The 22,635-nt window shown below is 60.1% G+C and carries 19 protein-coding genes and 3 pseudogenes; 8 read left to right on the top strand and 14 right to left on the bottom strand.

What is annotated here, in order from left to right:
* Positions 1-30: 30 nt before the first annotated feature.
* Positions 31-459 carry a PACE efflux transporter gene (locus tag ACF8EA_RS00620; protein WP_021785516.1) on the bottom strand — a complete coding sequence of 143 codons (429 nt, stop codon included), beginning with the start codon at positions 457-459 and terminating at the stop codon, positions 31-33.
* Between the two features lie 102 nt (positions 460-561).
* Here ACF8EA_RS00620 and ACF8EA_RS00615 point away from each other — a divergent pair, with 102 nt between their 5' ends.
* From ACF8EA_RS00615 to ACF8EA_RS00605, 3 genes and pseudogenes are all read left to right on the top strand, one after another.
* Positions 562-1,440, top strand: a complete 879-nt coding sequence (locus ACF8EA_RS00615; RefSeq protein WP_103444057.1) for a LysR family transcriptional regulator — start codon at positions 562-564, stop codon at positions 1,438-1,440.
* A 97-nt stretch (positions 1,441-1,537) separates the two neighbouring features.
* Positions 1,538-2,614: pseudogene (gene mcpA / locus ACF8EA_RS00610) on the top strand (methyl-accepting chemotaxis protein McpA); the annotation flags it as partial.
* Positions 2,615-2,728: 114 nt separating this feature from the next.
* Entirely contained in the window at positions 2,729-3,469 is a 741-nt protein-coding gene (locus tag ACF8EA_RS00605) for a methyl-accepting chemotaxis protein (protein WP_370290711.1), read from the top strand.
* Between the two features lie 53 nt (positions 3,470-3,522).
* Here the strand turns inward: ACF8EA_RS00605 and ACF8EA_RS00600 are convergent, their stop codons facing one another.
* The 3 genes from ACF8EA_RS00600 to ACF8EA_RS00590 form a co-directional block, all read right to left on the bottom strand.
* Complete coding sequence (locus ACF8EA_RS00600) at positions 3,523-4,587, bottom strand: hypothetical protein (RefSeq protein WP_103444055.1); 1,065 nt, start codon at positions 4,585-4,587, stop codon at positions 3,523-3,525.
* A 112-nt stretch (positions 4,588-4,699) separates the two neighbouring features.
* Positions 4,700-5,077, bottom strand: a complete 378-nt coding sequence (locus ACF8EA_RS00595) for a RidA family protein (protein WP_176683966.1) — start codon at positions 5,075-5,077, stop codon at positions 4,700-4,702.
* Positions 5,078-5,089: 12 nt separating this feature from the next.
* Entirely contained in the window at positions 5,090-6,226 is a 1,137-nt protein-coding gene (locus tag ACF8EA_RS00590) for an NAD(P)/FAD-dependent oxidoreductase (protein WP_392520941.1), read from the bottom strand.
* 114 nt (positions 6,227-6,340) lie between these two features.
* Between ACF8EA_RS00590 and ACF8EA_RS00585 the strand changes: the two genes are divergently transcribed.
* Positions 6,341-6,934, top strand: a complete 594-nt coding sequence (locus ACF8EA_RS00585; RefSeq protein WP_392520940.1) for a helix-turn-helix domain-containing protein — start codon at positions 6,341-6,343, stop codon at positions 6,932-6,934.
* Between the two features lie 124 nt (positions 6,935-7,058).
* Complete coding sequence (locus ACF8EA_RS00580) at positions 7,059-7,844, top strand: sulfite exporter TauE/SafE family protein (RefSeq protein ID WP_021785523.1); 786 nt, start codon at positions 7,059-7,061, stop codon at positions 7,842-7,844.
* A gap of 3 nt (positions 7,845-7,847) precedes the next feature.
* On the opposite strand, the gene ACF8EA_RS00575 is transcribed toward ACF8EA_RS00580, so the two are convergent.
* The 4 genes and pseudogenes from ACF8EA_RS00575 to ACF8EA_RS00560 form a co-directional block, all read right to left on the bottom strand.
* The gene (locus ACF8EA_RS00575; protein WP_392520939.1) at positions 7,848-8,387 is read right to left on the bottom strand and encodes a histidine phosphatase family protein; all 540 of its coding nucleotides are present in this window, start codon (positions 8,385-8,387) and stop codon (positions 7,848-7,850) included.
* A 116-nt stretch (positions 8,388-8,503) separates the two neighbouring features.
* A pseudogene (locus ACF8EA_RS00570) lies at positions 8,504-9,949 on the bottom strand (TonB-dependent receptor domain-containing protein); the annotation flags it as partial.
* Between the two features lie 179 nt (positions 9,950-10,128).
* On the bottom strand, positions 10,129-10,827 hold the full coding sequence (locus tag ACF8EA_RS00565) for a type 1 glutamine amidotransferase domain-containing protein (protein WP_392520938.1): 699 nt from the start codon (positions 10,825-10,827) through the stop codon (positions 10,129-10,131).
* Positions 10,828-10,904: 77 nt separating this feature from the next.
* Entirely contained in the window at positions 10,905-11,528 is a 624-nt protein-coding gene (locus ACF8EA_RS00560) for a TetR/AcrR family transcriptional regulator (RefSeq protein ID WP_392520937.1), read from the bottom strand.
* A 102-nt stretch (positions 11,529-11,630) separates the two neighbouring features.
* Between ACF8EA_RS00560 and ACF8EA_RS00555 the strand changes: the two genes are divergently transcribed.
* Entirely contained in the window at positions 11,631-13,067 is a 1,437-nt protein-coding gene (locus ACF8EA_RS00555; RefSeq protein WP_392520936.1) for a coniferyl aldehyde dehydrogenase, read from the top strand.
* A 265-nt stretch (positions 13,068-13,332) separates the two neighbouring features.
* Complete coding sequence (locus tag ACF8EA_RS00550) at positions 13,333-14,235, top strand: acetoacetate decarboxylase (ADC) (protein WP_392520944.1); 903 nt, start codon at positions 13,333-13,335, stop codon at positions 14,233-14,235.
* Between the two features lie 61 nt (positions 14,236-14,296).
* On the opposite strand, the gene ACF8EA_RS00545 is transcribed toward ACF8EA_RS00550, so the two are convergent.
* Positions 14,297-14,737, bottom strand: a complete 441-nt coding sequence (locus ACF8EA_RS00545) for a MerR family transcriptional regulator (protein WP_021785530.1) — start codon at positions 14,735-14,737, stop codon at positions 14,297-14,299.
* 315 nt (positions 14,738-15,052) lie between these two features.
* Between ACF8EA_RS00545 and ACF8EA_RS00540 the strand changes: the two genes are divergently transcribed.
* Positions 15,053-15,985, top strand: coding sequence for an NAD-dependent epimerase/dehydratase family protein (locus ACF8EA_RS00540; RefSeq protein ID WP_392520935.1), 933 nt, complete (start codon positions 15,053-15,055; stop codon positions 15,983-15,985).
* Positions 15,986-16,315: 330 nt separating this feature from the next.
* Here ACF8EA_RS00540 and ACF8EA_RS00535 read toward each other — a convergent pair whose 3' ends face one another.
* The 5 genes and pseudogenes from ACF8EA_RS00535 to ACF8EA_RS00515 all read right to left on the bottom strand — a co-directional run bounded on the left by ACF8EA_RS00535 (position 16,316) and on the right by ACF8EA_RS00515 (position 22,420).
* The gene (locus ACF8EA_RS00535; RefSeq protein WP_392520934.1) at positions 16,316-16,504 is read right to left on the bottom strand and encodes a hypothetical protein; all 189 of its coding nucleotides are present in this window, start codon (positions 16,502-16,504) and stop codon (positions 16,316-16,318) included.
* Between the two features lie 155 nt (positions 16,505-16,659).
* Positions 16,660-17,094, bottom strand: coding sequence for a universal stress protein (locus tag ACF8EA_RS00530; protein WP_392520933.1), 435 nt, complete (start codon positions 17,092-17,094; stop codon positions 16,660-16,662).
* Between the two features lie 67 nt (positions 17,095-17,161).
* Positions 17,162-19,897, bottom strand: coding sequence for a cation-transporting P-type ATPase (locus ACF8EA_RS00525; RefSeq protein ID WP_392520932.1), 2,736 nt, complete (start codon positions 19,895-19,897; stop codon positions 17,162-17,164).
* Positions 19,898-20,057: 160 nt separating this feature from the next.
* Positions 20,058-20,615, bottom strand: a pseudogene (locus ACF8EA_RS00520) (sensor histidine kinase); the annotation flags it as partial.
* Complete coding sequence (locus ACF8EA_RS00515; RefSeq protein WP_392520931.1) at positions 20,612-22,420, bottom strand: ABC transporter ATP-binding protein/permease; 1,809 nt, start codon at positions 22,418-22,420, stop codon at positions 20,612-20,614. The pseudogene ACF8EA_RS00520 and the gene ACF8EA_RS00515, both read right to left, overlap by 4 nt.
* Between the last annotated feature and the right edge of the window lie 215 nt (positions 22,421-22,635).

Below are 22,635 nucleotides of genomic sequence, written 5' to 3'. Positions count from 1 at the left end.
GTGCTGGCTTGTTCGCCGCGCAAGGCTATATCAAGCTGCAGCCAGGGCAGAGCGTGGCAAACCAAACACCCGATCAAACGCCCAGTTGTAGGCAAAGGTGTAGCACGGCACCAGGATGATGAACGCCATATCCACCAGCAGCGCCTCCAGCAATGTCATGTCCAGCCACCAGGCAATCAGCGGAATCAAGTACACCACCAGGGTCAACTGGAAGCCGATGGCATGCACCACCCGCCGCGCCACGCTGCGCCCCCGCTTGGCCTGGCGGCTCTCCCAGTACTCGAACAGGGTGTTATAGACCAGGTTCCAGAGCATGGCGATGGTGGTGATCATCACCGCCAGCGGCCCGGTATGGGAGGCCTGCGTATCTGACAGGTAGGCCAGCCCAAGGGTCGACATGCACAGCCCGATCAGTTCATAGAAAGTCACGTAGACCAGCTTGCGTTTCAATCCCTGCACCGAGGGTTACCTCCAAAGACAAAAAGCGACGGGGGCGATCATGCTTCAATACACTTGACAGCAAAAGTCAGCAGCTATCAGATTAACTGACAGGAGGCTGCCATGAACTTTTCCAGCGACAACATCCAGCTGTTTCTGGCCGTGCTCGACCACGGCTCGTTTTCTTCCGCGGCGCGCGCCCTCAAGCGGGTGCCTTCAGCGGTGAGCATGGCCATTGGCAACCTTGAGGCAGACCTTGGCTACAGCCTGTTTGAACGCGGCCCGCGTGAAGTTCGCCCAACCGCACAGGCCTTGGCCCTGAAGCCACACGCCAGGCTGATTGCCGAACAACTGGGGCTGCTGCAGGTTCATGCCCTGGAGCTGTCCCAAGGGCTGGAGAGCAGCCTGACCCTGGCCGTGGTACCCGACATCGATCACCGCCCCCTGCTGGCGGCCATCGCCAACCTCGGTGAGCGCTACCCGTTGCTGGACATTGCCCTGCTCAGCGCTCCGCAGGAAGAAGCCTTGCACTTGCTGGACAGCGGCCGTGCCGACCTCTGTGTAGCCTTTGCCGGTTTGCAGGTCGATGCCCGACGCGGCTTCCAGCACGTCGGCATGGAGTCGCTGGTAGCCACCCTGTCGCCGGCCCACCCGGCATTGCGTGAGGGGCGTATCCACTACCTTGAAGACCTGACGCAGGTGCGTCAGATTCTGGTGCGCAGCCGCGACCTGCCGCTGGCTGACCCTCGCCCGCTGATCGGTGCCACGCACTGGTCCAGCGACAGCTTCGACCTGGCTTTGCAGATGGTGGAAGCGGGCCTGGGCTGGGGCGATCTGCCGTTGTCGCGGGTCGCGCCGCTGCTGGCCAGCGGGCGTCTGATACGCCTGGAGTTCCGCAATACACGCAACGAGTTGCAACTGCCCGTGCATATCCTGTGGCGCAAACAACAGCCGCTGCAGCAGGCCGCCCGCCTGCTGATCGAGCAGTTGGCTGACCAGTGACTGCCGTCCGTCGCAACGTCTGTAAGAATTTTCTCTAAGCACTTCAATCTTTTACCCCTTGAGCCGATATCTCGGGCGACAGGCCTCGCATCGCGTCATGAGCGCGCTGCGACCTCCCCTCATTGGCTCAAGGTCTCGAAACATGAACCTGAAATTTCGCCACAAGATCCTGCTCAGCGCCTGCGGCGTCGTGGTTTTGGCATTTGCCCTGTTCACGCTCTACAACGACTACCTGCAACGCAACACCATCCGCCAGAACATTGAAGCCTCGGTGCAGCAGGCCGGGGCACTGACCGCCAGCAGCGTCCAGAACTGGATGAGCGGGCGCATCCTGGTGCTGGAAAACCTGGCCCAGGACATCGGCCAGCAAGGTGCCGGCGATACTCTGGCAGGGCTGATCGAGCAGCCGTCCTACACGCGTAATTTCCTGTTCACCTACCTGGGCCAGGCCAACGGCGTATTCACCCAGCGCCCGGATACCCAGATGCCCGCCGGTTACGACCCGCGCCAGCGCCCTTGGTACGGCGCCGCCGCCAGCGCCGGGCAGACCGTGCTGACCGCCCCGTACCAAGGTGCAGTCGGTGGCCTGATGGTGACCATCGCCACCCCGGTGAAGAGCAAGCGCAATGGCGAACTGATCGGTGTTGTCGGCGGTGACGTGACCCTCGATACCCTCGTCGAGATCATCAACTCGGTCGACTTCGGCGGCATCGGTCACGCCTTCCTGGCCGACGCCAATGGCCAGGTGATCGTCAGCCCCAACAAAGACCAGGTGATGAAGAACCTCAAGGACATCTACCCAGGCAGCAACCTGCGGGTCGCCGCCGGCATGCAGGATGTCACGCTCGACGGCCAGGACCGCATCATCTCGTTCGCCCCGGTGGCCGGCCTGCCTTCGGCGCAGTGGTACATCGGGCTGTCGATCGACAGGGACAAGGCCTATGCCGCGCTCAGCCAGTTCCGCACCTCGGCGATCATCGCCATGCTGATCGCCGTGGCCGCGATTGCCGGCCTGCTCGGCCTGTTGATTCCTGTGCTGATGAGCCCGCTGACCACCATGGGCCGCGCCATGCGCGACATCGCCGAGGGTGAAGGTGACCTTACCCGCCGCCTGGCCGTGCAGAACAAGGACGAGTTCGGCGAACTGGCTACCTCGTTCAACCGCTTTGTCGAGCGCATCCATGCCTCGATCAGCGAAGTGTCCTCGGCCACCCGCCTGGTACATGACCTTTCGGAGAAAGTGGTCAGCGCGTCCAATGCGTCGATCAGCGGCTCTGAAGAACAGAGCATGCGCACCAACAGCGTCGCTGCGGCCATCAACGAACTGGGCGCCGCCACCCAGGAAATCGCCCGCAACGCCGCAGATGCTTCGCAACATGCCAGCGGTGCCAGCGAGCAGGCGCACGGTGGCCGTGAAGTGGTTGAAGAAGCCATCAGCGCCATGACTGCCCTGTCACAACGGATCAGCGAGTCGTGCGCGCAGATCGAAACCCTCAACGCCAGCACCGACGAAATCGGCAAGATCCTCGACGTGATCAAGGGCATTTCTCAGCAGACCAACCTGCTGGCACTGAACGCGGCCATTGAAGCGGCCCGTGCGGGTGAAGCCGGCCGTGGCTTTGCCGTGGTGGCCGACGAAGTGCGTAACCTGGCGCACCGTACACAGGAGTCGGCGGAAGAAATCCACCGCATGATCACCAGCCTGCAGGTCGGCTCGCGCGAAGCGGTGCATACCATGAACACCAGCCAGGTCTCCAGCGAGCAGACCGTGCAGGTGGCCAACCAGGCCGGCGAACGCCTGGCCAGCGTAACCCAGCGCATTGGCGAGATCGATGGCATGAACCAGTCGGTGGCGACAGCGACCGAAGAACAGACCGCCGTGGTCGAGAGCCTCAACCTGGACATCACCCAGATCAACGCCCTGAACCAGCAGGGGGTGGAGAACCTCAACGAGACCCTGCGCCATTGCGACCAACTGGCCCAGCAGGCCGGGCGTTTGAAGCAGTTGGTGGGCAGCTTCAGGATTTAAACGCCGGGTTCAGGCGGCAACGGCCTATGCCTGTTGTCGCCTGAACCGGCCCCTTATGCAGCCACTGCCTTCGCAGCCTTGCCCCGCCGTACCCAGGCCAGCAGCACCGCCGCCATCAGCACAAAGCCCAGGTAGCCAAACAACGGGTACACTTCGCCCACCAGGCTGATGAACCCCACCAGGCTACAGCCGAACGCCACCACCCCGGTCACCACCGAGCCCCAGCGGAACGTCGTCGTGCCCGCCGGTAACAGCCGCGAGAGGAAGGAAAACAGCGTGCCCACCGCAGTGTTGACGATCATGCCGAAGATGATCAGGCACATTACCAGCCCCAGCAGTGGTGACACTTCGTTGGCAATCGACAGCATCGGCATCGGCTGGTCGGCCACACTGTCCAGGCGCGACAACAGCCCGGCACTCATCACCAGCATCAGGCCGCCAAGTGCCGCACCGCCGAGCAGGCCTCCCCACACCGCCGCTTTCTCGCCCTTGGCCGAACCGCCCAGGATGGCCAGAATCGGCGCGCCCGCGACGATGTTATACGACACATACAGGAACGCACCCAGCAACCAGTGGCGGGTGCCGGCCTGTTGCTGGCTGGCCACCTGATCGAGCGCAGCAAAGCTCTGCTCGCGGGTGATCACGGCATACAGCGCTATCGCCGACGCCACCAGGATCAGCAAGGGGGTGATGGCGCCGATTGCAAGAATCATCCTGCGCACGTCCAGGCACACGATGCCGACCACCACCAGCGTCACCAGCACGCTGCCGGTCAGGGCCGGGATGCCGAACTGCTGCTCCAGCAATGCACCACCGCCGGCCAGCATGACCACGGTGACGGCGAACATGAAAAAGGTGATCAACCAGTCGACGAACATGCCCAGGTGACGGCCGCAGATGGCCAGGATCACATCCTTGTGCGAGGTGGCCTGCTGGCGATTGCCCAGCCCCGCCAACGCCATGCCGAGGAAGGTGAACAAGGCGGCGCTGACCAACGCGCCAGCCAACCCCCACACGCCGAAGTCGACAAAGAACAACAACAGTTCCCGCCCTGAAGCGAACCCCGCCCCCACGATCACGCCGACAAATGCGCCGGCAATCTTCAGCTGCTCTTGCATGTGAACCTCTGGATTTATTGTTGTTTTTTCATTGCCGTCGCATACCTGTCGCAGGGGCGGCCTTGCAGCCCATCACGACACACGGTCGCCTCTACACGGGCTCTTTGCCCGGTCAGGCGTCGCCGACGAACGCCTGCACTTCGATCTCCACATCCACGCCCAGGGCCAACGCCGAAGCCACGGTGGAGCGCACCGGTAGCGCCGCGCCGAAGAACGCCTTGTACACCTCGTTGAAGCCGGCGAAATGGCGCATGTCCGACAGCCAGACCGTGACCTTCACCACCTGATCGAAACGCGCACCACAGGCCGCCAGGCTTTCGGCGATGCGCTCGCAGGCAGCACGGGTCTGGGTCTGGATATCACCGCGCACCACTTCGCCGTCGGTGCTCATCGGCACCTGCCCGGAGAGGAACAGAAAGCCACCGGCCTTTACCGCGCGGGAAAACGGGAACGGCAGGCTACTGGGGAAACGCTGAATGTCATTGCTCATGGGATGCTCCTTTCAGGGTTGCTGGAAACGGGCCGGGGACAGGCGCTCGGGCGCCACGCCCTGGCTGACAAGGTCGGGACACAAGGGCTGGCCCAGCAGCAGATCGGCGGCCAGGCGCGAGGCGCCCGCTGCCGACTGGATGCCATAGCCTCCCTGGGCCGCCAGCCAGAAAAACGCGGGTGCATGCGCATCGAAACCGATCACCAGGTCGCCATCGGCAACGAACGAACGCAGCCCGGCCCAGGTGTGGCTGGGGCGGCGGATCGCCAGGGTGGTCATGGCTTCAATGTTGTAAATACCCAAGGCCACGTCCAACTCCTCGGGCGCGGCATCCTGTGGCTCAACCGGGTCGGCATTGGCTGGCGACCCCAACAGTTGGCCGGCATCAGGCTTGAAGTAGAAGCTTTCATCGACGCCAATCACCGCCGGCCAGCGGGCAAAGTTTTGCTCTGCCGGGCCGGGGAAGGTGAAGGCGCTACGGCGGCACGGTTGCAAGCCGATACGCGCCACCCCGCACTGCTCGGCCACACGGTCCGCCCAGGCCCCTGCAGCATTGACCAGGCGGCGGGCCTGCAGCCGGCTGCCATCCGCCAACTCCACCTGCCACATGCCGTCCAGGTACCAGGCCTTGATCAGCTCGGCGTTACAGCGCAGTTCACCGCCAGCAGTGCGATAACCACGCAAGAAGCCTTGGTGCAAGGCATGTACATCAAGGTCCATCGCACCCGGCTCAAGCACCGCGCCGGCCAAGGCCTCGCCACGCAAGCTGGGTACCAGTGCCAAGGCCGCGTCCCGGTCAAGCAGGCTGACTTCTGTGCCATTGGCCAGGTTCTGCGCGTAGGTTTGCTCAAGCAGTTCACGCTGCTCCAGGCCGGCCACATACAGACAACCTCGCGGCTCCAGCAGCGGGTGCTCGCAGAAACCCTGCGGTGGCGCTTCGTAGAAGGCCCGGCTGGCGCGGGTCAGCGCCTGGATCTGTGGGGTGCCGTAAGCCTCCATGAACATGGCCGCCGAACGCCCGGTGGAATGGTAGCCAGGCTGCGATTCACGCTCGAGCAACAGCACACGCTGCTCGCCGGCCAGGCGATAGCCCAGCGAGGCGCCGGCAATGCCAGCACCGATGATCAGGGTGTCGTAGGTCGGGGTCATGCACGCTCCTGCCAGCCAATTATCATTTATGAGAATTCTAATATATGAGAATTTAGAAATGCGCAAGTGTCCAAGGTAAGATGCCCGACCACCGCCGCATGCCGAGATCCCTGAATGCCCGCAGCTCTACCCCAGCTTGACCGTGCCGTCGTCGGCCAGCGCCTGCGCCAGGTGCGCAAGGCTCGCCAGATGACCCTCAAGCAATTGTCCGAAGCCAGTGGCGTGCCGCTGTCCACGTTGTCGAAGATGGAACTGGCGCAGGTGTCGGTCAGCTATGAAAAACTCGCCGCTGCTGCGCGGGCGCTGAATGTCGATATTGCCCAGCTGTTTCGCGCCAGCGGTACGGTCAGCGCGCCGGTGCCGGTGACCGTGGTGGTCGATTCACTGCCCGCAGCGGCGGGCTATTCGACCGGCACCTACGACTATTTTCCGATTGCCGGGGACTTCCCCGGACGGCGCATGACACCGGCCTATGCCCGCATCATGGCCCGCGAGCGCGGCCAGTTCGACGACTTTATCCGCCACCCCGGGCAAGAATTCGCTCTGGTGCTGAGTGGGCGCGTGCGCATCGAGTTCGAGACCGGAGAAGCGGTGAGTATCGGGCCGCAGGAGACGGCGTATTTCGACAGCCAGGTGGGCCACATCTACCTGTCGGAAAGCGATGACGGTGGTGATGCCCATGTCATGGTAGTGATGACTGATCGTTGATCGGGCGCACCTGCCAAGGCAAGCGCGGTTATAACCTAATAACGAACAAGTCTATTTGGCTATAAAAAAATCTATATGCTGACTGGCATCCGATAACGGGCAAAGTTGGGCAGTCGAGTAGCGTATGGATGTAGGTTCTTTCGGTTTTACCATTGCTGGCCTGGTCGTGGGCTTCATCGTCGGTATGACCGGCGTCGGTGGCGGCTCGCTGATGACCCCGATCCTGTTGTGGTTTGGCATCCACCCGGCGACCGCTGTCGGCACCGACCTGCTGTATGCAGCGATCACCAAGGCCAGTGGTGTCTGGGTGCACGCGCGCAACAAGAACATCGACTGGAAGATCACCGGCCTGCTCAGCATGGGCAGCGTGCCTGCAGCGGCGCTGACCCTGTGGTTCCTCAGCACCCTGCACACCGATACCTCGGCGCTCAACGCCATCATCAAGCAAGGCCTGGCGGTGGTGCTGATCCTGACCGCGCTGGCCATCCTGTTCAAATCGCGCCTGCAGGCCTTCGCCAGCCGCCACGCCGGTGATCACTACCACCTCAGCAACCGCAGCCTGAACACCCTCACAGTGCTGACCGGCGTGGTGCTTGGGGTAATGGTCACCCTCACCTCCATCGGTGCTGGCGCCCTGGGTACGGTGGCGCTGTTCCTGCTGTACCCGTTCCTGGTCACCCGTCGCCTGGTCGGTACCGAAATTGCCCACGCCGTGCCACTGACCTTGGTAGCAGGCCTGGGCCACGCGGGCATGGGCAACATGGATTGGTCGCTGCTGGGCTATCTGCTGCTGGGCTCGCTGCCGGGCATCTATCTGGGTAGCCACCTCACCGGGCGAATCTCCGACCGCGTGCTGCGCCCTTGCCTGGCAGCGATGCTGCTGCTGATCGGTTACAAGCTGGCGTTCTGAGCCTTAGCCCAGGCGCAACCGCCACTGCCCGGTAAAGCTCAGTTCCAGGCGTGACAACGGCAGCACGTCGATACGCTGCCCGGCACTCATCGGACACCCTAGCACCTGAACCAGCATGGCGCGGATGACCATCGGGTGGGTCACCGCCAGCCAGTCACCCGGCCTGTCGAAGGCCGCCAGCCAGGCGGCCAGGCGCTGGCATAGCGCAGCGAACGACTCGCCACCATGCACGGCACTGGCCGGATCCTGCAGCCATTCTGCCAACGCCTGCGGTTGCTCGGCTTGCAGTTGCTTCAGCGACAAACCCTGCCAACGCCCGAGGTCACAATCGGCCAACCCCGGCTCGATCTGTACCGCCCCCGTTAACCACGCCGCCGTCTCGCAGGCCCGCCGCTCTGGCGCACTCAGCAACTGCGCGCCTGAACGGTCGGCGCCTGACTCTTGCTCTAGCGGCAGGATGCCATCATCAGAATGGTGCAGGCGCCCGGTCTTCTGGGCCAGGGTCAGGGCATGGCAGATCAGGGTCAGGCGGACGGCTTTCACCAGGCATTTCTCGCAGCGGGCTGGGGCGCATGGTTTAGCATGCTGCGAGACTTTTGGCTGCAACAATGTCGTCGACCCGACTTGCCCGCGTATGGGCCGCACAGCAGCCCCTCGGATCAGAAGCTGATGTTCAGCGCAGCAAACAACATCCTGCCCGGCTGGTTATACGTGTTTGCCCCCGAGCTGCAGGCATTGTCGCCACGCAGGATCTGCTTGTCGAACACGTTGTTCACCCCTACACGCACATCGTAGTTGGCGTTGAACCTGTACCCGGCGCTTACGTCCACCAGGCCATAGGCCTCGACGTCCTGCTGGGCGGTCTTGTCGCAGTCCTGCTGGGTGCGGTAGTTGTAGGTCGGTGATTTCTGCTTGCCGAAGTAGGTACCTGCCAGCTGGAATGACAGCTGCTCGGTGGCGCGCCAGTCGAGGCTGGTGTTGACGGTGTATTCCGGGATCACCGAGAGCGGCTCACCCGTTTCACGATTATCGTTGTCGAGCATCCAGGTCAGGTTGGTGTTCCAGTCCAGGGTCGGAGTCAACTCGATGAAGAAGTTGCCTTCGACACCTTCCACCCGCGCTTTGCCGGCGTTGTCCCACTGCGTCACGCGGCTGCGATCGAAGCCGACAATGCCGTCACTGATGCTGGGGGCGGAGCTTTGCGGGCGCAACGAACCTTGGTCGTTGAGGGCTTCATACAGGTACTCGCCGCCCACGGTAAGCACATGTTCTGTGCTGCCCATGGCGAACGGCAGGTTCACTTCACTGCTCAGACGTGTGCTGCGCAAACGTGACATGGCCCTACCTTCGTCGTTGGGGGCACCTTCGGTGCGGCCTGCCAGGCCCTCGTTCAGGCGCCAGTTGCGCACGTACTCGTAGGCCAGCGTGGTCTTGCTGGTACCCCAGGTGAAATCACCGAGGTGGGTCAGGTCGTAAGTACTGCGCTGCATCACGTTGGTTTCGTGGCCGTAGAGGCTGGAGACGGAGTCGACGTCGCCGCCGCCGTTGCTGTTCATGGTGTCACCGGCAAAAATGTTGCCCTGACGGCTGTAGCCGGCACTGGCTTCCAGGCGGTGCTCGTCGTTCAGTTTCCAGCTCAGCAGGCCGTTGATGTCCTTGATGCGCACCCCTTCCCGCCCCGCTGCCAGGGCGCTGGTGGCATGCCCGGCGTTGATGTCCAGATCGTCGGCATCAGTCTTGGCCAGGCAGCCGTACAGGCGGAAACCAAGGTTATCGGTCAGGCCGCCACTGAGGTTGAAGTTGGCTCGGCGGCTGGCGCCTTCTGCGCTGTCTTTGGGCAGCTGCGTGTACAGGCTGATGCTGCCTTTCAGCTCTTCGGAAGGGCGCTTGGTGATGATGTTGACCACCCCGCCCATGGCGCCGGAGCCATAGCGCACGGCGTTGCGCGCGCTGGATGGCTTGCCGTCGATGAGGATCAGCGTGTTTTCCGGGCCCATGCCGCGCAGGTCGATCTGGCGGTTGTTTCCGCGTGCGCCACTGGCACTGTTGCCGGTCAGGTTCACCCCGGGCTCGCGGCGGATAAGGCGTGCGCGGTCGCCTGCAGGCGCAGGTTTAGCCGCGAATAGGGTGGCGGCGGCAATAGTGAACGGCTGGTGGAAATTGCCGGCAGGCCTGGCCCTTTCGCGGGTGAACCCGCTCCTACAACGGCCTGTGCCGAATCACCGAAGTGTCAGCCGTACCACTCTATGGCGAAGACGTCGTTCCTCTCGTTAAGCGAGGGATCTCACGCAGTCTTCTCCTGTAACAGTGCAGCTACCTGCTCGGCAGTTGCTTTGGCAGATTGTGGGTTCTGGCCTGTCACCAAGCGGCCATCGACGACCACATTGGAAGTGAATGGCAAAAGTGCTTTCTCGTAGCGCGCCCCACGACGCTTCATTTCTTGCTCGGCATTGTATGGGACCTTGCTCGCCACGCCCGCCAGCACTTCTTCGATCCAGGCATAGCCCGTCAGACGACGCCCCTCTACCAGGAGACGACCATCAGACAGCCGAGTATTGAGCAACCCGCAATAGCCATGGCAAACCGAAGAGACAACGCCACCATGCTCGTAGATCTCGCGGGTCAGTCGCTGCAAACCCTCGTCCTCAGGGAAGTCCCACATCACCGCATGGCCACCGGTAAAATAGATGGCGTCGAAGTCTGATGACACTAACGCTTGCGGACTTGAGGTGTTGGCAAGACGTGCCATTGCCGCCGGGTCGTTCAACCAGGCTTTGGCCGTGCCATCGAGCAATGGCCACTTGAGCGAACGCGGCTCGAGTGGGGATTTTCCACCCTGCGGGCTCACCAAGTGCTGTTCGTAACCTCTGCCAGCGAACACATGCCAGGCATGCGTCAGCTCACTCAACCACAACCCCGTGGGATGACTTGGGTCGCTGTAATGGGCAACGTTGGTAACAACGTGCAGGATGCGTTTGGTCATGCCTGAGTACCTGATCCTAGGTGGTTGGGCCAAGCATCGCCTTCATACGGGCGAGCAGTTCTCTGTAGAGTCGCAGGTCATCGAGCCGTCTGGTCACTGACCAACCCGTCAAGCAAGGTCGTCAAGGCATCCTCGATGGCATGGTCGCCGACCTTCGCCGGCACCAACCGGCTATCGATCGAAAGCAGGGTCAACCCGTGAAGGTGCGCCCAGCTTGCGGTGGCCTGTCCCAAGGCAGAACGGGCGCGGATCGTACCCTCCTCCTGACCCCGCTCCAGCACCTCGATCACCAGGTAGAACGGTGCCTGGGCTCGGGGGTCGACATGGATCTGCGCGGGGTCTCCCGCCTGTGTCGAAAACATCAACCGGTACAAATCCGGATTTTCCTCGCCAAACGCCAGGTAGGCGTAGGCCATCGCCCGCAAGCGCTCTGGTGCTGACATCGCTGGCCCCATCGAGTCTTGCATCGCCGCATTCAATCGCTCGAAGCCCAGTAGCGCCAACTCGTGGAGCAGCGCCCCCTTGTCCGGAAAATGCCGATATGGCGCCGAGTGGCTCACCTGGGCTCGCCGGGCTATTTCGCGCAAGGTGAATTGCCAGCCTTGCTGTTCTTTCAGGGTTGCCAAAGCAGTGTCGATGATGGTGCGGCGCAAATCGCCATGGTGGTAGGGCTTTGCTTCGCAAATTTCATCGGCTGACATACGGCTGCTCCCCTCATGTTGACAGTGAAAACATTGTCTTCCTATGATCGGCGGAAATCAAGTTTACAGTGTCTACATTGCAATAACCTTGAGAGGTGCAAGATGACTATCGCCGCAACGTCCATCCCGGCTATCGACGCCGCAACCACGCTGGAGCAGCAGCGTCGTGCGTTTCTCAATGACGGGCCACCCGGTTTTGAGCGACGCAAAACCAACCTGGTCAAGTTGCGCGCGGCTGTGCTTGCCCATCGCCGCGACGTGGAAGAAGCGATCAGCGCCGATTTCGGCAACCGCTCAAGGCATGAGACAGACATCATGGAACTGCTTGGCGTGGTCCAGTCGATCGACTACCTGCTGCGGCACCTGCGCCGTTTCATGAAACCCGAGCGTCGTCACGTCGCGGCGTTTCACCGCACTGGCCGCGCGCATGTGGAGTACCAGCCCAAAGGCGTGATCGGCGTCATGGCGCCGTGGAACTACCCAATAGCGTTGACCTTCATCCCCCTGGCCACCGCACTGGCGGCTGGCAATCGGGTGATGATCAAGCCCTCCGAACTGACGCCACGTACCAGTGAGCTGATTCAGCGCATTCTGGCGGGCAGTTTTACCGTCGAAGAGGTGGCGGTGATACTCGGCGGCCCTGAGATAGGCGCAAGCTTCAGCGCTTTACCCTTCGACCACCTGTTGTTCACCGGCAGTACCCAGGTTGGCCGGATGGTGATGCGGGCGGCGAGTGACAACCTTGTGCCGCTGACCCTTGAACTGGGCGGCAAAAGCCCTGTGGTCGTGGCCCCTGGGCATGCCGGACGCAACACCCTCGACAGCATCGTCTTCGGCAAACTGGCCAACGCCGGCCAGACCTGCGTGGCACCGGACTACGCGCTGGTCCATGAGGATGACCTGGATGAGTTCATCTCCCAGTACCGCGCGGCTGTCGCCCGTAGTTATCCGCAAGGCCCGACCAGCCCGGACTACACCTCCATCGTCAGCGACAGGCACTACACGCGGTTGCAATCGCTGGTCGAAGACGCCCGCACCAGGGGCGCCAAGGTGATCGAGACTGGCGTGACACCAGAGCGCGCGGCAGAGCGACCGCGGACACTGGCTCCGGTGCTGATCGTGGGGGCTGGTAACGATGCACGGGTCATGCACGAAGAAATCTTCGGGCCTTTGCTACCGGTGCGTACCTACCGCTCCCTCGAGGAAGCTATTGGCTATATCAATGCCAGGCCACGTCCGCTGGCGCTCTACTACTTCGGCAATGTGGGGGCCGACAGCGAAGCGCTGCTCAGGTGCACCACCTCCGGCAACGTCGGCATCAACAACACCCTGATGCACGTCGCGGTGGACGACCTGCCGTTCGGGGGCGTGGGTCCCAGTGGCATGGGGGCTTACCACGGTATCGAGGGTTTTCGCTCGATGAGCCATGCCAAGGGCGTGTTCGTCCAAGGTCGCTGGAACTTGCCAAAGCTGCTCCGGGCACCATTCGGAAAACTGGCTGATTTTGCCCTCGCCATCACCCTGCGCCCCCGACCCTGACAGCACGCCCAGTAGCTGGAAAAGCGGGTCTTTGGCGCCTTGACATTAAAGTTAAGTTTAAAGTTAAGGTGCATGTGTAAGGTCCATCTAGTTCGCCGCCAAGCGAGATGCCTGGTCGCATTCATCAATGCGTGATGCAATTCACCGGAGAGACTGAAAAGTGAAACTCGGAACCGTCGCCGCAGTGGCAGGTGCACTCCTGACCCCCATCGCCAACGCCACCCTGGCGGACACGACCGGCATCCCCAAACATGCCGAAACCGCGATGATAGAGATCGCAGGCCACCAGGTACCCGTCGTCAAAGGCGGTTTGTACGACCGATACCGCTCCAACCCTCCCCTGTCGGTGATCCAGGCCGAAGCGCCAGGCATGGACCTCAGTTGGTTCAAAGGCCTGGAAAAGACCAAGGTCGATATGGGCTTCGAGTCGTACTCGCCCAACTTCTACTACAAGAACAGCCGGTTTACAGCCGTTTACACCGCAGACCTCGATCGCCTGCGCGAGCTGATGCCTGCCGAAGTACTCAAGCAGGTTCAACCCTTGCAAGTTTGGCCAGGCCGCGGCCTGATCGCTTTCACGGCTTACACCTACGATTATTGCGACAACGACATCTACAACGAAATTGCCTTGTCGATCATCACCAACAAACCAGGCAAGTCCAATCTCGGGCCATTCAGCTTGATCGGGCAATCCATGTCCAAGGACTTCTGGGGCTACGTGCTCAAATTGCCGGTAAATACCGAGCTTGCCCGTGTCCGTGGCGTAGTGGGCTACAACCTGCCGAAATGGCTGACAGAGATCAACCGCCGAGAGGACGCCGCGACCGTATCCTATGACATCGTCGACGCGCAGACTGGCAATATCGATGTCGTCTTCAGGGCAAAAAAGCTCGAGGACGTATCCAATGAAGCCGGCCTGGTGACTAACAGCTTCACCAACCTCGATCACGCTGGACAGTTGAGTTATGGCTATGCGACGTCTCGGCAGACCCGCCATGGATCGAGCATGAGCGCTGACTCGGCTCACCTGGTGCTCGGCGACGGTAGCCTGTCGACGTACATCCGTTCTTTGAACTTGGGCAAGATGGTGAAATACGAATACGTGCCCGAATTCCAGAGCGCCCTCTATGCTCCAAAGCCACTGGCAGCATTGAATAACGGTGACTGAACGCTCTATCAGCGCCGGCCCCTGGGCCGGCGCCCTGCTCCGCATCAGACGCTGGCATGCTTCACTTGGCAGGTGAAGCGCCCACCTTGTTCAAAGCGATGTCTTCGCGCAGACGGCCCAGCACCCGTTGGGTGTTGTCTACGCACGGCATGCCGTCTGGCTTGCTTTCAATGCCGTCGATCACCATCAGCAACTGCTCCTTGTTGCGAGCCAAGCGTTGCTGCAGCACCTCGATCTCCTCGACCTTGCGCTTCAACCCGGAAAGTAGCTCGTCATGACGCCAACCTTGCGAACTCATCGGCAACAGGTGCCGGATTTCTTCCAGGGTAAACCCTGCTGCCTGGGCGCTGGTGATCATCTCCAGTATCCAGACGGCATCATCGGAATAGTCTCGGTAGCCATTGGCCTTGCGCTCAACTGATTGAATCAGCCCACTTGCCTCGTAGAAACGAATGCGCGAAGCGGCAAGACCCGTGATTTTCGCAAGTGCTCCAATCCTCATACCACACCTTCACAGAAGTTCTGACCTTAAAGCTCACTTTAACCCCCCGGGGCACCCGAGAGCCAACTTCGATTACGGATCTCCAATCGTGGGCCTGATCAAATCGGCCCAACCCGCCATCCCGCGCCTAGTCTTACGATAAGGACTTGACCTTAAAGTTTACTTTAAGCCTAAGGTAAATACCTGGGCTACATGGACTTTGCTGTACCGCGCCCAAGGGCGGCAGCCACAGCGTCGCGCCCGGCATACGTAAACGGGCCATCATCATCGCAGTTAGTAGAGAGAAACCTTCTACCGAGGTTTCCAGGAGACCAAATGCAAACCGTTTTAGGCGCAACTGGCCAGATAGCCATAGAGCTGGCACGGGAACTGAACCGGACATTTACCGAAGATATCAGGCTGGTCAGCCGTAATCCGCGCAAAGTCAGCGACTCTGACACGCTGATTGCGGCGGACCTGCTAGACGCCAGCCAGGCGGCCAAGGCCGTTAAGGGTAGCAGCATCGTTTATTTCACGGCCGGACTTCCGCCAGATACACAGCTTTGGGAAACGCAATTCCCAGTGATGCTGCGAAACGCGCTTGATGCGGCTCGCGCATCCGATGCCAGCTTCGTCTATTTCGACAACACGTATATGTACCCGCAGGATGACCGTCTGCTGACGGAGGACACGCCCTTCGAACCGGTCGGTCGTAAAGGGCAGGTTCGTGCGCGAATGGCATCAATGGTATTGCAGGAGATGGCGCGAGGCGAAATTCCTGTCGTCATAGGGCGAGCTCCAGAGTTCTATGGACCCGGCAAAACGCAGAGCATTACCAATACCCTGGTCCTCGACAACATGAAGGCCGGCAAGACGCCACGCGTCCCTGTGCGAGACGATACTCAGCGAACACTCATCTGGACGCCGGATGCAAGCCGGGCACTGGCAGCGCTGGGGAACACGCTAGATGCGTTCGGGCAAACCTGGCACCTGCCCTGTGACGATGAGCGGCTGACCTACAAACAACTTGTCACGCTGGCTTCTCAGATCTCTGGCAAGGACGCTACTTATAAAATTCTAGGCAAATTGACCCTGACAGCTGTAGGCCTGATATCCAAGCAAGTTCGTGAGCTGCGGGAGCTGCTGCCACGGTACGAGCACGACAACCTGTTCGATTCTTCGAAGTACAAGCAGCGTTTTCCCGATTTCAAAGTCACGACTTACCATCAAGGGCTCGCTCAAATCTTCGATGAGTTCATCAGCAGCTGAGACGGATCTTCGTCCTTCTTGGCTGTAGCATTCTGAGCTAGCTGATCTGGAGAGGACTCGACTCCGGCAGCTGGCTTACCAACATTGAGCCAACCCGTTTGGCAGGTGTGTAGGTGCCAGGCACGGGTTCAGACTTCATCAGATACTCCACACCGCCAGTGAGCCAGTAATCGTCAAACTGTAGCCATTTTCTGGCGGTCTTCTTTTCTCCGCGCGCGTTGACAACCTCACCCAAGTCGAAAGTAGGCTGATGGGCACGCTTTTCCTCTCCAGGGCCTTTCAACGTTTTGGCGATACGCGCCTTTATCAACCTTTGCACCCTGGCTAATCTCAGCAGCGGCCGGAATAGTTAGCGCGTTTGGCGTTGGTGATCATGCTTGGTGAGCCCGAAATGAATACTTCGATATTGGGAATTCCAGTGGTGTGGTAAGCGGTGGACACATCACCCCAAGGAATAGCCATGGCACCTTTCTCGCCGTCGCCGAAGTCTATCCTGCGCACCTTGTAGGCCAGTGGCACACTTACGATTCTGCCATCGCGGCGCACTTTACCCCCTTGCGCCAAGCCTTCGACCGAGGTCTTCGCAGTTCCTGGAGAAAAGCCCGATCGAGCGTCAAAGCCCAGCGATAATCACGAGATAAAAAACCGCAGGTGGGCTCACCATTCACAATCTCTTATTTGACCAAGGTGATGGGTAAATCCGAGAGCTGAATCACCTTTGCCGCGACAGACCCCAGAAAAATCCCTGCCAAAAAACCATTGCCATGCGAACCCAGGATGATGCTGTCACATCCAAGGAAATGCGCACATGCCACAATTTGACTGGCTGCATCGCCTTGCAAGGTATGGAGTGTGAATGCAATCCCTTCTTGCTTCAGAAGCACCTCAGCCTTTCGTGAATCCTCGGCACTTCTATCCCCATAGTAGCGATCACGCTCATCCTCGCCCATGCCATTTGCGATTCGAGTGGGTAAAAGTGGCTGTACATTCAACAGATGTACCTCAACATTACCGCCCAGCAACCCACCCTCTTGGATAAGCCCAATAAGGTAACGCACGGCGCGTTCCGAATGCTCGGAACCATCGACCGCAACCAGTATTTTGTGCATGTTCCAAATCCTCTTTCAGGTCATGAAGGTGCTTGTCGTTCCGGGTGCCGCCAGCATTCAACCCGTTCTACTCGGACAAGCGGATTCGAATCTGTTTTTCTATCTCGATAACCGCAAATAGCGCAACGCCAACCCCGATGATCAGCAAGCCATCAAGGAAGGGGATTGCCTGCGTTGCAAATACCTTTTGCAGCGGTGGCGCATACGTGATGGCGAACTGAGCGAAGGTAATCACCATGACGGTGATCCACACGACCTTGGTGCCGCGAATCCCCTTCCAGGTAAGCGATGTGCTGTAGAGGTTACGGATGAAGAACAGGTGGAATATTTCCATCACGACTAACGTGTTCACCGCGAGGGTTCGGGCCAGCTCAACAGAGTAGCCTCGGTCGAGGGCATACGAAAAAATGCCATAAACACCGCAGAGGAAAAGAATGGAAACAAGCATCATATGCCAGACCAAGGCTGCGCTTATGAGTGGTTCCTTACGTGAACGGGGCGGTCTGAGCATGGTGTTTTCTTCGGTGGGCTCGAACGCGAGCGCGATGCCGAGGGTCACTGCGGTTATCAGGTTGATCCACAGAATCTGTATCGGCGTCACCGGCAGCGTAATGCCGAGGAGCAGCGCGACAATGATGGTCATGGTCTCGCCTGCGTTGGTAGGCAGCGTCCAGCTCAACACTTTCTTGATGTTGTCATAGACTGTTCGGCCTTCGCGTACTGCAGCGACGATGGAGGCGAAGTTGTCATCGGCCAACACCAGGTCTGCGGCCTCCTTGGCGGCCTCACTGCCTTTTCCACCCATGGCTATACCGGCGTCTGCACGCTTTAGCGCCGGGGCGTCGTTAACGCCATCGCCGGTCATGGCCACGGTCATGCCGTTCGATTGCAGCAGCATTACCAACCTGAGCTTATGTTCGGGGCTGGTGCGAGCAAAAATGTTGATGCCCTTTACCGCCTCCTTGAGGGCGGCATCGTTCATGGCGTCCAGATCCACCCCAGTCAGCACCTTGTCGGGATTTTGCAGGCCTATCTGGCGACCGATAGCGGCGGCGGTACCGTCATGATCGCCAGTGATCATTTTTACGGCAATGCCCGCTTTTTGGCATTGCTGAACCGCCTTTAACGTCTCGGGTCTAGGTGGATCAATCAGACCGACCATGCCCAGCAACGTCAACTTTCCTTGCACGTCCCCGAACGCCAACACGGTGTGCTCGGGCCGAACCGGCCTTACTGCAAACGCCAATACACGCTGCCCCTTGGCAGCAATGGCGTTCGCCTTTGCGTGCCAGTAGTCCACATTGAGCGGTTCAGTCTCGCGAGTGCTTGCAAGCTGATGCGTGCACATGGCCAGTAGCTGCTCTGGCGCGCCTTTCACGTAGATGGAGGCATGTCCATCATGATTGTGATGCAGTGTCGCCATGAAGCGGTGTTTAGCGTCAAACGGTATGGCATCAGTGCGGGGCCAAGCCCGACGATCCTCATTTCGATCAATTCCGGTTTTCCCGGAGAATGCCAGCAAGGCCCCCTCCATCGGATCACCTTCCACCGTCCATACATCGTCATGCAGGCGCAGTACGGCATCGTTGCAAAGACCTGCTGCTCGTCCCAGTTCCGACAGCGTGGGGTGAGACGATAGGTCAATTAACTGATCGGCAAGACTGATGCTTCCCGCGGGCTGATAACCCGTGCCATCGACCGTGAAGACCAGATCGTTTGTGACGACCGTTGCCACCATCATTTCGTTGCGGGTCAGTGTGCCGGTCTTGTCAGTGCAGATGACGGATACCGAGCCTAGTGTTTCGATGGTAGGCAGACGGCGCACGATGGCGTTACGTCGAGCCATTGCCCGAACGCCGACGGCCAGCGTAATGGTAAGGACGGCAGGCAGACCTTCAGGTATCGCCGCTACCGACATCCCCACCACGACCATGAAGATCTCGTTGAAGGCGTAGTGCCCGACATAATGGCCGAACACGAGCAATAAGCCGCCCACTAACAAAATCAGGATCGTCAGCCAGCGGGCAAACACGTTCATTTGCTGCACCAGCGGAGTGGTCAGCGTTTCTACACCTGCAAGCAGAGTGCTGATGCGTCCGATCTCGGCTGCTGCTGCGGTCGCCACTACAACGCCTGTTGCTTGTCCGCAAGTCACGAGCGTACCGCTGAACGCCATGCAAGTTCGATCACCCAAAGCTGCGTCACGGGGCACTGATTGGGTATGTTTTTCTACGGGTACGGATTCACCGGTAAGAATGGCTTCCTGAATGTGAAGCCTGTTCGCGTGCAGCAAGCGTAAATCAGCAGGGACTTTGTCTCCCGCCTCCAGCAATACGATATCACCCGGTACCAGTTCCTCACCCGCAATACTCAAGCGTTCGCCTGCGCGAATCACTGCGGCGCGCGGTGCCAGCATCTGCCGGATAGCATCCATCGCCTTTTCTGCTTTGCCTTCCTGAATGTAGCCAATGATTGCGTTTGCAATTACCACCGCCAGGATCACGACCGTATCCCACAGATGTTGCAGCATCGCGGTAATCGCAGCGGATCCTAAAAGCACGTAAATCAGGATATTGTGAAACTGCAGCAAGAATCGAAACCAGGCCGGGCGCCGTGCTGCCTGTGGCAGGCGATTGAAACCAGCGCGGTCAAGACGGGCTTGAACCTCGGCAACCTCCAGTCCGACATGCGCATTGACCTCGAGCAGGTTTGTCACCTGCTCGGCTGGCAGGGTGTGCCAGGCCACAGAATGCGCAGGGATTGGTGTTTGCTCAACGACTGCGTCGACCACCGGCGTTTTCAATGAGACTCCCCTGTGCGCACAGCTCGACTGTAACGGGCTTAGGTGGACATGAGCGGTCGTCGCTGTATCAGCATGCTGATAAGTCGCTCGTCACGCTTAGGTTCTCTTTGCCATCTAGCTGATACGAACTAAAAGAAACATGCAACCGACAGCTTGATGACTATTGACCTGAATCAACCAGAAGCGCCGGCAAGGTGAACTGCACTTGGGCGCCAGGACTTTGCTTGGGGCTGGCCCAGAAGCGGCCGCCGTGGCTGTCGATGATCGAGCGGCAGATCGACAGCCCCATGCCTAGGCCGGTCGCCTTGGTGGTGTAAAAAGGCTCGAAAACCTGTTCTACGTTTTCCACTACGAATCCGGGCCCGCTGTCCGCCACTGTTACCCGCACATCCTCCTGGTCGAGGGCCGTGCTTATTTGCAGCTTACGAACGCCTTCAACCTCGATCATCGCTTCCAGCGCGTTGAGGATCAGGTTCAGCAGCACCTGCTGCAACTCAGCACGGTCGACCAGCACCTGCGGCAAGCCCTCGGCGAGGGTGGTATGCACCTGTGCCGCGCGGTCCGCATCCTTGATGATCAGTCCCAGGCCTACTTCATCCAGCGCCGGTGGCTTTGCGCTCAACCAGCGGACGGCTGCATTGGCATTGGTGACCGTAGCAGTGATCGGCTGGTTGACCTCATGGGCGATCGAAGCGGCCAACTGGCCCATGGTGACTAGGCCAGCGCAGCTTCCTGCTCCAGCAACGACCAACCGCCATGCCCATCCACCTCAAGCCGGTGGGTATGGAACGCCGCCAGCGTGCTACGGTGGCCGACACTGACCAGCAGTGCACTCGGCATCTCCGAACGCAACAACGCATACAGGGCATGCTCGAGCCCTTCATCCATCGCCGAGGTGGACTCGTCGAGGAACACCACCTGCGGCCTGTTGAACAGCACCCGGGCAAACGCCAGGCGCTGCTGCTCGCCCACCGAGAGGATGTGTGACCAGTCGCAGCTGACGTCGAGACGCTCGGTGAGGTGGGCCAGGTTTACCTGGCGCAATGCCTGCTGCATCAGCAGTTCATCCTTGGGATGGCTGGCTGCCGGGTAGGCAATGACGGTACGCAAGTCACCCAGCGGCAGGTACGGGCGTTGCGACAGGAACAGTGCCTGATGGCCCGTTGGCCGCCTGACCTCGCCTTCGGCATACGGCCAAAGGCCCGCCAGTGCACGCAGCAGCGTAGTTTTACCACTGCCTGACGGCCCTTTGATCAACAACGCCTGACCGGCGTGCAGGCTCAGGTCCAGGTTGGCGATAAGGGCATGTCCGTCCGGGCGCAGCACCTGCAAGCCCGCGATCTGCAGCGCATGCGCCTGGTCTTCGGTCGTGACGCGCGGCAACGCACTTGCCTGCTGGTTGGCATCCAGAAAGCCAGTGAGACGGTCAAGGGTTGCGCGGTACTGCGCGAACGCATCGTACGACTCACGGAAGAACGACAGAGAATCCTGCACCTGCCCAAAGGCCTGGGAAGTTTGCATGACATCGCCCAGCTTGATCGCCCCACTGAAGAAGCGCGGCGCCTGAAGAATGAACGGAAACACGACAGCAACCTGACTGACACCCAAGTTGAAGCCACTGAGCTTCAGGTTCCGGTACACCAATGCCCAGACATTCACGATCAAGGAAGCAAAGCGGCCCAGCAACGTGCCCCGCTCGACTTGCGAACCTTGGTAGAAGGCAATGTTCTCGGCGTTCTCACGCAGACGCATCAACGTGTAACGGAAGTTGGCGGTGAGTTTCTCGTTGAGGAAGTTAAGCCGGATCAGCGGGCGCCCTAGTCGGAAGGCCACCCAGGTGGCGGCGATGACATACAGGTACACGGCAAACACCATCGCCCGAGGGATCTCCACCCCGGCCACCGTCAACGGTGCTGACAGCCCCCAGAGGATGCCGGTGAACGCCACAAGCGAAACCAGCGCACTGACTGCGCCCAAGGCAAGGGTGACCGAGTTGGTGACGAAAGCGTTGACGTCCAGTTCGATACGCTGGTCGGGGTTGTCCACCGGCTCGGCAAGGAACTGGCCACGGTAATAGGCATCGCCCTGCATCCAGTCGTGGGTCAGGCGCTCGGTCAGCCAGACCCGCCACTTGATGCTGAATGCCTGACTGACATAGAAGGTGAACAACGAGCGCAGCACATGGATGGTGGCCAGCACCGCGAAAACACCGAGCAAGTACCAGAACGCCGCTTGGTCAAGGCCTTGCAAAGCGCTGTAGAAGCCGTTGTACCAAAACGAGAACAGCACGTTAAGGCGAACCGAAAACAGCGTCAGAACCAACAGCAGTGCGAACACCAGCAACGGCCGCCAACTGCGCCTGAAACTGAAATAGGGCCCGGCAAGCTGCCAGAACTGGCTGCCCCAGCGTGTGCAACGCACCGCGAGAGTCGCGGCTGCAGTGAAGCTGACAAGGGTGATGAACGAGGCAATTGCCAGCCAGCTTAGGCTCTCTTGCAGGGCCTGATGCCAGTTCATTTCCATGGTAAGTATCCGTGCTGAGTATTTCCGCGAGCGTAGCATTACACCGTCATGCCTCAGGTATAAATGACGCACATTTCATGATTTGTAGGAGCAGGTTTACCCGCGAACCCTGTAGGAGCGGGTTTACCCGCGAACACCGGCGAAGCCGGTGCCCTCCACCGAGTTGCCTGCTTCACGGCATGCCCCACAGCAATTCGAGCAGGCCCGGAATTTTT

It is taken from the genome of Pseudomonas sp. YQ_5 (genome assembly GCF_043103305.1).
GTDB classification, from domain to species: domain Bacteria; phylum Pseudomonadota; class Gammaproteobacteria; order Pseudomonadales; family Pseudomonadaceae; genus Aquipseudomonas; species Aquipseudomonas putida_Y.
The sequence above is the reverse complement of the archived record's forward strand: the minus strand, read 5'-3'. Positions and strand labels throughout refer to the sequence as shown.